The sequence below is a fragment of the Nostoc sp. genome (assembly GCF_036916655.1).
Lineage (GTDB): Bacteria > Cyanobacteriota > Cyanobacteriia > Cyanobacteriales > Nostocaceae > Nostoc.
This window is the reverse complement of sequence record NZ_JBALFY010000081.1, coordinates 43,978-55,918: the sequence shown is the minus strand read 5'-3', so window position 1 is coordinate 55,918 and position 11,941 is coordinate 43,978. Positions and strand designations below refer to the sequence as shown.

The window sequence follows — 11,941 nt, the reverse complement described above, 5'->3', positions numbered from 1 at the left end:
GGTTTGAGGAGATGATGTCATGTTGACTATTTTAGGCTTTTTAGAGTTAGTGTAACTAAATATGTAAAGTTTTGTATTAGGATTCAACATTTCTGCTTCGATACCTATACTTTGATAATTAGATGGCCCTGCTTCACCACGACCTAGCAATTGACGCGAATTATCCATCAAAACACAAACAGTTTTGCTACCACCACCATCTATTCCCAAAACATAACTCATGAACTGTAATAATGTTAATTATTTTGACGTTTCGCTTCTTATTTTAAAGGTATAAAAAACAGAGCAATCATCCCAGGAATAGTTAATAAACAAACCAAGATAAAAAATAATGGATAGCCAAAAGTTTTTTGCAGATAACCGCTAATTAAACCTGGTAGCATCATGCCTAAAGCCATAAAGCCAGTGGAGATAGCAAAATGAGAAGTTTTATATTCGCCTTGGCAGATATACATTAAATAAACACTAAAAGCTGTAAATCCAAAACCATAACCAAATTGCTCCAAAGAAACCAACGGATACACTAATGTTAGTGAAGGCTTGGTGTAAGCCATATATACGTAAAATATATCAGGTAAATTCAAAGCTAAAGCCATAGGAAATAAGCACTTTTTTAATCCATATTTTGAAATTAACAAACCTCCTAAAATTCCTCCACAGATTAGGGAGATTACCCCAAATGTTCCGTAGACTAATCCGACATCTGACGTTGATAGCCCTAAACCACCTACTTCTGGTTTATCCAATAAAAATAAAGAGGCTATTTTCACAAGCATTGCTTCGCCAAATCTGTAGAGTAAGATAAATGCCAAAATATTGATAATTTTATCCTGAGCAAAATATGAGCTAATGATTGCCCAAAAAGGTATATTTTCCCTAGCTTGTATTTGTCGTTGGTTGTCTGATTCGGGTAAGGGTAAAATTAGGCGATGGTAAATAAACAAAATTGCTAAAATTAAAGCTGAGAAGCCAATAGCTATAGTCCAGCTTAAAGGAATATTATTGAGATATACTTCAAGCTGACCTGCTAAGACTACTAGTATTCCAGAACCAAAAATGACAGCCATTCGATAAAATAGTGAGCGAATGCCCACAAAAAAGGCTTGTTGTTCTGGAGATAAAGCCAGCAGATAGAAGCCATCTGTAGCAATGTCATAAGTCGCAGAAATAAATGCTCCCATTGTTAATGCTGTGAGGGAGATGAAAAAGAAATTTGGCAGTTGTAAGGAGAAGGCTATCAAACCCAAACAACCAAACATGGCAAATTGGGTATAAAGTATCCATTTGCGTTTGCTAGAGTAAATATCGACAATTGGGCCCCAAAACATTTTGATGACCCAAGGTAGATAGAGAAAACTTGTCCAAAGGGCAATTTGGGCGTTATCGATTCCGAGTTTTTTGTAAAAGATTACGGAAACTGTGTTGATGATGACGTAAGGTATGCCGGAGGTGAAATATAGGGTGGGTATGTATGTCCAGGGCGAAGGGGTGGTGGTTTGAGGTTTCATGTTTGCCTCTAATTATCGATGCTATTAAAATTAGCATCCAATCGGACACCAATAGGATAAATTATCTGTAATTTCCCCTTCCGAAAGACGCATTCCTACACCTCCAGATATAAACTTGTCATTACCATTGTTATATAGCCATGCTCCCCAAACCTGAGTCATTGACTTACCATCAATTTCTAGTTTAGGAAACTCTAATAACTCTTGATACACATAATTTTGTTGTGTATACCAAGGGTCATTATTATTACTACGCGCAGAGATATTTCCTGAATTAACTGCAAATCCTCCTTCACCTTCTCTTCCTAAAATAGGTTTAGCAAAGTATGAATTACCTATTCCTGTTGCACTCAATGATGTTTTAGGAAAATATTCCCAGACTGTCCCTGCATCTTTCTCAGCAAAAAAGTCATATCCCAAATCTGTAATTAGGGCAAATACACTCTTTGGTTGCAGTGCAAAGGCAGAACCAAAGTTCACAATCACAATTTTATTCTCAAAAATTAGTTGTTCTAGAGCCGGCCATAATCTTTCACCTTTTTCATCAGTATCATGGATTAACCATTCCACTGGATACCACAGAAAGAGGATATCTATTGGTTTTTTTGTTCTCTGGTCAAATAGATATTCACCATCTTTAATGCCAAGATATTCTAAGGGTAAAATGGCACTTTTGGACTCCAAATTCTTACTCAACCATCGCATAGTCCCTAAATCTTCGGCATTATTCAAAGCTGTAAATGCCACACGACAGTCTGTAATTGGTTTACCCAAATTTAATGCGGCTCTATTTATATGCTGATTGAGTGTTCTTTTTAAGATTTTTTGAGCATATAAATCTGGTTGTTGCAATCCAAAATGTCGGGCAACTTTGTTATTTCCGTCCGTACACTCAAACCAAAAGCTAGGAGTTTGGGGATTAGTTTCTACTACTTTTTTTATCCCTGTTTCTGGATTCCAGCACCAGTCAAGACGCATACAAAATGGTGCGAGGAAGTCATATTTAACTAACTTGATGGTATCTTCAGGAAATCCATAGTAAAGTAGTGTATCCTCATCAAGAGTGCGGATAATTCCCCACGCTTGGGTTAAAACACTACCGACTAATTCCGATGCTTGCCGGATTTCTTGTATCGTCTGTGGTAAAACTTGATGGCAATAATAAAGAGCGTAAGGTGTTTCTTGGTCAGTTAGAGGTATACCTGTTCCTTCTTCAATAGGAGCAAAGTTGTACCAACCCATTTTCATGGACTGAAATAGACGCTTTCGTTGAGGACTGTTGAAAATATTCATAACTCTTTTATCCACCCGCATGACCACCGCGACCAAAACTACCAAAACCACTACGACCCTTGGAAGAACTGCTGGAAGTACCGACCTCTGATGAATCACCAAAACTGGTTTTTCTAATGCTATTGCCCCCAGAGTAACCACTTGTGCCGCTTCTAATGCTATTGCCACCAGAGTAACCGCTTGTGCCGCTACTATTGCTACTGCCACCAGAGTAACCGCTTGTGCCGCTACTATTAGTAGATGAGGGTGGACAGTTATTAGGTTGTTGTTTAGGGTTCGGCGACGTTTTGGAGATGCAATCTGACTGTTTTGCTTCTGGGGTTGTCGCACAAGAAGCAAGTAACGATACAGTCATAACGAACACGATGAGTTGAAATAAACCTGGTTTCAATTTCATGAGTCTTTCTGAGCGAATATTACAGATGTCAGCTACGGAATTTACCAAGATAGCTACAAGGGTCAAGAATAGATTTCGCATTTCCAGATTTTTTAAGGGGTACACCCACGATTTCGAGAATTGCTAAACAAACCAGCCTCCAACCCTGTGGCAAAATTTATTAGAGTCCTTCCATAGTTAGTTTTCCCAGCATGACCGCAATTATTCCCAATCTCCCCAGTCTTTACGACCCTTTTTCCACTGAAGCCAAGTGGCAAAAATTCTGGGAAGACAACCAAGTTTACAAAGCTGACCCCAACAAAGGCGGCGAACCCTACTGCATCGTCATTCCACCGCCGAATGTCACCGGTAACTTACATATAGGTCACGCTTTTGAAAGTGCGTTGATTGATACCCTCGTGCGCTACCACCGGATGCAGGGGCGCAATACCCTATGGCTACCCGGAACTGACCACGCCAGCATTGCTGTGCATACTATGCTGGAAAATCAACTCAAAAAAGAGGGTAAGACTCGCTACGAGTTGGGGCGCGAGAAATTCCTAGAACGCGCTTGGCAATGGAAGGCCGAGTCTGAAGGAACAATTCTGAATCAGCTACGACGCTTGGGTGTCTCGGTGGACTGGTCGCGGGAAAGGTTTACCCTGGATGAGGGTTTATCTAAAGCAGTTGTCGAGGCGTTTACTCGTCTCTACGAGGAAGGCTTAATTTATCGTGGTGAATATTTAGTTAACTGGTGTCCCGCTTCTCAGTCGGCTGTGTCTGATGTGGAAGTAGAAAACCAAGAGGTGAATGGAAATCTCTGGCATTTCCGCTATCCACTTACCGATGGTTCCGGTTTTGTAGAGGTGGCGACAACTCGACCAGAAACAATGCTGGGCGATACGGCTGTAGCTGTTAATCCCAATGACGATCGCTACAAACATCTCATTGGCAAAACTTTAACTCTGCCCATTCTACAACGAGAAATTCCCATTATTGGCGATGAATTTGTTGACCCGACTTTCGGCACAGGTTGCGTAAAGGTGACTCCCGCCCATGACCCGAACGATTTTGACATGGGTAAGCGTCACAATCTGCCGTTAATCAACATTATGAATAAAGACGGCACTCTCAATGCCAATGCTGGGGAGTTTCAAGGACAAGACCGCTTTGTTGCTAGAAAAAATGTGGTTTCTCGCCTAGAAGCAGATGGCTTTTTGGTGAAGATAGAAGATTATAAGCATACCGTTCCCTACAGCGATCGCGGTAAAGTACCTATTGAACCTCTCCTCTCAACTCAATGGTTCGTCAAAATTCGCCCCCTAGCTGACAATACTCTCGAATTCCTCGACCAGCAAACTTCTCCAGAATTTGTCCCCCAACGCTGGACAAAAGTCTATCGTGATTGGCTAGTAAAACTCACTGATTGGTGTATATCTCGCCAATTATGGTGGGGACACCAAATTCCAGCTTGGTACGCTGTCAGTGAAACGGGTGGGCAAATTACCGATAACACGCCCTTTGTAGTAGCAAAATCGGAAACTGAAGCTTGGGAAAAAGCAAAATCACAATTTGGTGAAAATGTCAAGCTTGAACAAGACCCAGATGTGCTAGATACTTGGTTTTCTTCTGGACTCTGGCCGTTTTCAACTTTGGGCTGGCCGGAACAAACTCAGGATTTAGCAACTTACTACCCGACTACTACTTTGGTGACAGGCTTTGACATCATCTTTTTCTGGGTAGCCAGAATGACGATGATGGCTGGGCATTTTACGGGGCAAATACCTTTCCAAACAGTTTACATCCACGGCTTGGTGCTGGATGAAAAAGGTCAGAAGATGTCTAAGACCAAAGGTAATGGGATTGACCCGTTGTTATTAATTGACAAATATGGTACTGATGCCCTGCGGTATACCCTAATTAGGGAAGTGGCTGGCGCTGGCCAAGATATCCGCTTAGAATACGATCGCAAAAAGGATGAATCAGCATCGGTGGAGGCATCCCGCAACTTTGCCAACAAGTTGTGGAATGCTGCCCGGTTTGTGATGATGAATCTGGATGGACAAACACCCCAACAATTGGGGAATCCAGTAGCCACAGAATTGAGCGATCGCTGGATTATCTCGCGGTATCATCAAGTTATCAAACAAACCACCAATTACATCGATAATTACGGTTTAGGGGAAGCAGCAAAAGGACTCTACGAATTCATCTGGGGTGATTTCTGCGATCAATATATTGAACTGGTTAAATCTAGGCTGCAAACAGGTGCAGATCCAGAATCACGTAGGGTAGCACAGCAAACACTCGGCTACGTTCTGGAGGGGATTTTGAAACTGCTTCATCCCTTCATGCCTCATATTACCGAAGAAATTTGGCAGACTCTTACGCAACAATCAGCAGATTCACCTCAAACTTTACCATTACAACTCTATCCCCAGGTAGATGCAAACTTAATCGATCAAGCTTTAGAAGAACAGTTTGAATTACTGATTGATACTATCCGCACAATTCGGAATTTGCGGGCTGAGGCGGATATTAAGCCAGGGGTAAAAGTAACAGCGAATTTGCAAACCCAAAGCCAGAAAGAGCGGGAAATCCTCACTTCTGGACAAGATTATATTAAAGATTTGGCGAAGGTTGAGACTTTAACCATTACTGACAAACAAGAAAACCAAACTGTTGCTGCTAAAAAACCTCAAAGGGGTTTGAAGACAATTGGCTTAATTATTGTGGCCATTATCTTTGGTAGATTGGGTTTAGCTGCGGGGTATGCCATTGATGAAATTCCCATCATCGGAACTTTCTTTGAACTAGTTGGTTTTGGTTACACAGCTTGGTTTGTTAGCCAAAATTTCCTAACTGCTCAAGCGAGACTTAAGTTATGGAGCCGATTTTTTCCGCAGAGAGAACTAGAACAACCACAAAAACCAGAAAATGCGATCGCAGGTGTAATTGGTACAATACAAGTGCTAATTCCTCTGAGCGGCGTAGTAGATATTGAAGCTGTGCGTGCCAAACTAGAGAAAAGCTTGAGCAAAGCTGAAGCGGAAGTCCAATCCCTGAGTACCAGATTAAATAATCCTAGTTTTGTAGATAGAGCTAGAGCCGACGTGGTGCAGGGAGCGCGGGAAGCTTTAGCAGAAGCAGAGAAACAAGCTGAAATTTTGCGCGATCGCCTTAAGGCGTTGCCGTAGGCATTGCCTGCGTGGCTTAGGATAGCTGTAATGGGTAATGGGAGTGTCAATAATTCCCAATTACCCATTACCAATTAACAAGATCCAAATATCAATTCTGGGATTTATTATTTTATTAAATTTTTTAATTTTTAATTTTTAATTTTTAATTGGAGCGAAGCGACCCTCATGCTGTATCTAGCCCAGGTGCGTAAAAACGATTTTTTAGACCAGCACCAGTTACGCTTGTTGGCGCGTCAAGAAGCTGATAACTTGTGGGCGATAATTCCTGAAGAGGCTTTCATTCTTCTGGGAAAGGGAAAAATCATGAGTGAAAACTTGCTTGTCTTAGTGGAACTTTCCCCTACAGGCGATATTGAAAAAATAGAAGATGCCACTAACTGGATACTTCATCTGGTACAAAGCTACCTCACCATCGGCATTACCCCAGAATTTTTGCAGCACGAGGCCGAGCGAGCAGAACATTGGCGACAATCCCTGACGTTGCAAAATCAAGACTTAGCGCGGCGTTCTTTGGAATTAGAAGCTCGTCGCGAACAAATTCAAGCCTTAGAAGAAAGCCTCAAACGCGACAAAAATGGTTATACCCAAGAGGAAAGTTAAAAGTTTGCAGTTGTGTTACCTCTAAAACACTTGTAGAGACGGCGATTTATCGCATCTCGAAAACCCAAAATTGTTGCCAGTAGCCTTTAACCTAAGCGTATTAGCCTATGCTACAGTATCCACAAGCGTGTAGAGACGCGAAATTTCGCGTCTCTACATTAGGTTGATTCTAGGTTAATTGTCTGAGCAAAGTTAGGCAATCACAGTAATATTTGCACTACTAAGCAGAGCATTATTCGAGAACTGGGCTATTTGAACTTGGGCTGTACCACCAACTCCATCTTTATCAAAGAATAAGTTACCCGTAGTTTGATTGTAGATGAAGCGATCGCTTGCGGTTGTCGCAATAGTCCCAAGTCGGAACAAGCTGGAATCAAGTACAGTATTCTGAGATTGGCTGAGTCCGAATTCTGCCTTAGAAATGAAGATAGTATCATCTCCAACAGTAAAATCAGTGATGATATCATAGCCTCCAGTGCGGGTATCGGTCAGATATAAGCTATCTTGCCCAGTTCCACCAGTCAGCACATCTCGACCAATTCCACCAATCAGTACATCGTTACCTGCACCACCTAACAAGGTATCATTGCCTGAGTTGCCATAGACGGTATCATTACCATCTCCTCCGCTCAAGGTGTTAGCACCAGCATTTCCTATCAGGGTGTTATTAAGGCTATTACCAGTACCATTGATTGCCCCAGTTCCAGTCAGGGTCAAATTCTCCAAGTTATCTGCCAACACAAAAGTCACCGAAGAGTTAACTGAATCTATGCCTGCATTTAAGCCTTCAGTGATAATATCGCTAACGTTGTCTACGGTGTAGATATCATTGCCATCTCCACCAATGAGACTATCAATCCCTGCACCTCCATCTAAGGTGTCATCGCCTGCACCACCCAACAATGTGTCATTACCTGAGCTACCAAAGAGACTGTCTTTGCCATCTCCTCCGCTCAAGGTGTTAGCACCAGCATTTCCTATCAGGATGTTATCAAGGCTATTGCCAGTACCATTGATTGCGGCGGTTCCAGTCAGGGTCAAATTCTCCAGGTTATCTCCCAACGTCCAAGTCACCGAAGACTTCACTAAATCTATGCCTGCATTTAAGCCTTCAGTAATAGTATCGTTCAGGCTGTCTACGGTGTAGATGTCATTGCCATCTCCGCCAATGAGACTATCAATCCCTGCACCTCCATCCAAGGTGTCATCGCCTGCACCGCCTAACAAGGTATCATTGCCTGTACCACCAATTAGGCTGTCTTTGCCATCTCCTCCGCTCAAAAAATTAGCGCCAGTATTTCCTATCAGGATGTTATCAAGGCTGTTACCAGTACCATTGATTGCGGCAGTTCCAGTCAGAGTCAAATTCTCCAAGTTATCTGCCAACACAAAAGTCACTGAAGACTTAACTAAATCTGTGCCTGCATTAGGAGATTCAGTAATAACATCGTTTGCGTTGTCTACGATGTAAGTGTCATTGCCATCTCCACCATTGAAACTATCAGATCCTAAACCTCCATCCAAGGTGTCATTGCCGGAACCCCCCAACAAGGTATCATTACCTGCACCACCAATGAGGCTATCATTCCCATCTCCTCCGCTCAAAAAGTTAGCGCCAGTATTTCCAATCAGGATGTTATCAAGGTTGTTACCAGTACCATTGATTGCGGCGGTTCCAGTCAGGGTCAAATTCTCCACGTTATCCGCCAAGACGAAAGTCACTGAAGACTTAACTAAATCTTTGCCTGCATTTAAGGCTTCGATAATAGTATCGTTTAAGTTGTCTACGATGTAAGTATCATTACCAAGTCCACCAACAAGACTATCAGCTCCCAACCCTCCATCTAAGGTATCATTGCCTGCACCACCCAACAATGTGTCATTGCCGGAATCACCAAAGAGGTTATCGTTGCCAGCTTCTCCGCTTAAGCTGTTAGCGCCAGTATTTCCAATCAGGATATTATTCAGGCTGTTACCAGTACCATTGATTGCCCCACTTCCAGTCAGGGTCAAGTTCTCCAGATTATTTCCCAACACCCAACTCACTGAAGACTTGACTAAATCTGTGCCTGCATTGGCGGATTCAACAATAGTGTCACCAAGGCTGTCCACAACATAAGTGTCATTGCCTTTGCCACCGATAAGACTATCATCTCCTGTACCACCATCCAATAAATCATTTCCATCACCGCCATTAAGGGTGTCGTTATCACCTAGTCCTTGGAGGGTGTCATTGCCCTGCAATCCTGAGATGATATCCATATTCACCGTACCAGTCAGGTTATCTGCACCGGAGGTGCCATTAATCGGAGGGGTGATTTGATTAATGGTCAAGTTGACAGTGGCAGTGCTAGTGCCTCCATGTCCATCACTTATAGTGTAAGTGAAGCCATCGGAGCCATAATAGTTTTGGGAAGGGGTATAAGTGTAAGTACCATTGCTGTTGTCAATTACGCTTCCTTGACTAGGTTGAGTGAACCCAGTAATGTTCAGTACGTCATTTTCCGCATCTGTATCATTACTCAACAGAGTAGTAGCGCTAATGATAATAGGTGTGTTTTTGTTTGTGGTGATGCTATCGTTAACAGCAATAGGCGCATCATTCACCGCCGTAATATTAATATTGCGGGTAACGGTAGTACTATTAGTACTCCCATCATTAACTACAAAGCTGACGGTACGAGGTGTAGTAGTGGGGTTGTCGCTACTGTTGGTATAAGTAATGGAACGCAGTGCGGTTTGATAATTCGCAACGCTGGAACTGCCAGTTAAGGTTAAAACACCTGTGCTGCTGTTGTAGCTGCCCGTAATCCCATTTTGACTGGTGAAGGCGAGGGTGTCTTGAGCAGAAATAAAACCACTGCTAATTCTGACGGTGGCACTAGCTAGGTTCGCAGAGTCTACATCGTTGACTGTTATACCTGAATCAATGGCTATAGTAGCGTTCTCGGTGTATGCCAGAGCAGAGTTGGTGGCAGTAGCACTGGGCGCATTATTCACCGCCGTAATATTAATATTGCGGGTAACGGTAGTACTATTATCAGTCCCATCATTGACTACAAAGCTGATGGTGCGAGGTGTAGTAGTGGGGTTGTCGCTGCTGTTGGTATAAGTAATGGAACGCAGTGCGGCTTGATAATTCGCAACGCTGGAACTACCAGTTAAGGTTAAAACACCTGTGCTGCTGTTGTAGTTGCCCGTAATCCCATTCTGGCCGGTGAAAGCGAGGATGTCTTGAGTAGAGGCGAAACCACTGGTAATGCTGACAGTAGCACTGGAAAGGTTAGCAGAGTCTACATCGCTGACTGTTATACCTGAGTCGATGATTGTAGTAGCATTCTCGGTGTATGCCAGAGCAGAGTTGGTGGCAGTAGCAATAGGCGCATCATTCACCGCCGTAATATTAATATTGCGGGTAACGGTAGTACTATTAGTACTCCCATCATTAACTATAAAGCTGATACTACGAGGTGTAGTACTGGGATTGTCGCTACTGTTGGTATAAGTAATGGAACGCAGTGCGGTTTGATAATTCGCAACGCTGGAACTGCCAGTTAAGGTTAAAACACCTGTGCTGCTGTTGTAGCTGCCCGTAATCCCATTTTGACTGGTGAAAGCGAGGGTGTCTTGAGCAGAAATAAAGCCACTGCTAATGCTGACAGTAGCACTAGCTAGGTTAGCGGAGTCTGCATCACTGACGGTGATGCCTGAATCGATGGCTGTAGTGGCATTTTCAATGTACGCTAGAGCAGAGGCAGAACCAGAGGTGACTATCGGGGGAGCCCCATTGTTCCTGTATAGTTGGGCATATATTCCATCACTAGACGTGTCTTGCCCAAAGCTTTGCCAAGAAATGACAAAGTTCCCATCAGCAGCGATCGCTACTGATGGGTTACTTTGATTATCGGTGGTGGTGTTATTGACTTGGAATTCGCTCCCTTGAGCCACCCCAGAACTGTTGTAGCGTCGGGCATATATCCCATTGTTATCCCCGTCCTGACCATAGCTTTGCCATGAAATAACAAAATCCCCATTTGCATCCATCGCTACTGTCGGGTTCTTTTGATCGGCTATGGTGGTGTTATTGACTTGGAATTCGCTCCCTTGAGCCACCCCAGAACTGTTGTAGCGTTGGGCATATATTCCATAACCAAACCCATCCTTACCAGTCCAGGAGATGACAAAGTCCCCACCTGCATCCATCGCTATTGTAGGAGTAAGTTGATAGGGGCTGGTGGTGGTGGTGGTATTGACTTGAAATTCGCTCCCTTGAGCCACCCCAGCACTGTTGTAGCGTTGAGCATATATCCCATAGTACTCCTGCCCATTCTGACCATAGCTAGTCCAGGAAATAACAAAGTCCCCATCTGCATCTATCGCTACTGTGGAGCTATTTTGATCGCCGCTAGTGGTGCTATTGACTCTGAATTCACTCCCTTGAGCTACCCCAGCACTGTTGTAGCGTTGGGCATATATCCCCCTACCAGAAGCATCTTGACCAGTCCAGGAGATGACAAAATCCCCAACTGTATCTATGGCTATGGTGGAGTTATTTTGATCGCCGCTGGTGGTGCTATTGACTCTGAATTCGCTCCCTTGAGCTACTCCAGCGCTGTTGTAGCGTTGGGCATATATCCCCTTACCAGAAGCATCTTGACCAGTCCAGGAGATGACAAAATCCCCATCTGCATCTATGGCTATTGTGGGGCTATTTTGATCGCCGCTAGTGGTGCTATTGACTCTGAATTCGCTCCCTTGAGCTACCCCAGCGCTGTTGTAGCGTTGGGCATATATCCCGTTATTATCCGTATCCTGGCCAAAGCTTTGCCAAGAAATAACAAAATTCCCATTTGGATCTATCGCTACTGTGGAATTAGATTGACTATTGCTGATGTAATTATTAACTTGAAATTCAGTCATGAAAAAACCTCTCTTAAAAACTAAAAATTTGATTTCAACAATTA

General features: G+C 43.2%; 7 protein-coding genes. 2 read left to right on the top strand and 5 right to left on the bottom strand.

The window, feature by feature from the left end; all coding sequences use genetic code 11:
• The 4 genes from V7L31_RS23220 to V7L31_RS23205 all read right to left on the bottom strand — a co-directional run.
• Positions 1-222: BadF/BadG/BcrA/BcrD ATPase family protein (locus V7L31_RS23220; protein WP_334698444.1), on the bottom strand; the 222-nt coding region annotated here is incomplete at its 3' end.
• A 38-nt stretch (positions 223-260) separates the two neighbouring features.
• Complete coding sequence (locus V7L31_RS23215) at positions 261-1,508, bottom strand: MFS transporter (protein ID WP_334698443.1); 1,248 nt, start codon at positions 1,506-1,508, stop codon at positions 261-263.
• A gap of 30 nt (positions 1,509-1,538) precedes the next feature.
• The gene (locus V7L31_RS23210) at positions 1,539-2,801 is read right to left on the bottom strand and encodes a glutathionylspermidine synthase family protein (RefSeq protein ID WP_334698442.1); all 1,263 of its coding nucleotides are present in this window, start codon (positions 2,799-2,801) and stop codon (positions 1,539-1,541) included.
• 7 nt (positions 2,802-2,808) lie between these two features.
• Complete coding sequence (locus V7L31_RS23205) at positions 2,809-3,198, bottom strand: hypothetical protein (RefSeq protein ID WP_334698441.1); 390 nt, start codon at positions 3,196-3,198, stop codon at positions 2,809-2,811.
• 191 nt (positions 3,199-3,389) lie between these two features.
• On the opposite strand from V7L31_RS23205, the gene V7L31_RS23200 reads away from it, so the two are divergent.
• Together V7L31_RS23200 and V7L31_RS23195 are read left to right on the top strand one after the other, a co-directional pair.
• Positions 3,390-6,374, top strand: a complete 2,985-nt coding sequence (locus V7L31_RS23200) for a valine--tRNA ligase (RefSeq protein ID WP_334698440.1) — start codon at positions 3,390-3,392, stop codon at positions 6,372-6,374.
• A gap of 168 nt (positions 6,375-6,542) precedes the next feature.
• The gene (locus V7L31_RS23195) at positions 6,543-6,977 is read left to right on the top strand and encodes a hypothetical protein (protein WP_334698439.1); all 435 of its coding nucleotides are present in this window, start codon (positions 6,543-6,545) and stop codon (positions 6,975-6,977) included.
• A 192-nt stretch (positions 6,978-7,169) separates the two neighbouring features.
• On the opposite strand, the gene V7L31_RS23190 is transcribed toward V7L31_RS23195, so the two are convergent.
• On the bottom strand, positions 7,170-11,897 hold the full coding sequence (locus V7L31_RS23190) for a beta strand repeat-containing protein (RefSeq protein WP_334698438.1): 4,728 nt from the start codon (positions 11,895-11,897) through the stop codon (positions 7,170-7,172).
• Positions 11,898-11,941 lie beyond the last annotated feature (44 nt).

What these genes read in the sequence shown, in the direction of transcription:
- V7L31_RS23215 (WP_334698443.1), bottom strand. Translation starts at nt 1,508, where the DNA reads ATGAAACCTCAAACCACCACCCCTTCGCCCTGGACATACATACCCACC.
- V7L31_RS23210 (WP_334698442.1), bottom strand. Translation starts at nt 2,801, where the DNA reads ATGAATATTTTCAACAGTCCTCAACGAAAGCGTCTATTTCAGTCCATG.
- V7L31_RS23205 (WP_334698441.1), bottom strand. Translation starts at nt 3,198, where the DNA reads ATGAAATTGAAACCAGGTTTATTTCAACTCATCGTGTTCGTTATGACT.
- V7L31_RS23200 (WP_334698440.1), top strand. Translation starts at nt 3,390, where the DNA reads ATGACCGCAATTATTCCCAATCTCCCCAGTCTTTACGACCCTTTTTCC.
- V7L31_RS23195 (WP_334698439.1), top strand. Translation starts at nt 6,543, where the DNA reads ATGCTGTATCTAGCCCAGGTGCGTAAAAACGATTTTTTAGACCAGCAC.
- V7L31_RS23190 (WP_334698438.1), bottom strand. Translation starts at nt 11,897, where the DNA reads ATGACTGAATTTCAAGTTAATAATTACATCAGCAATAGTCAATCTAAT.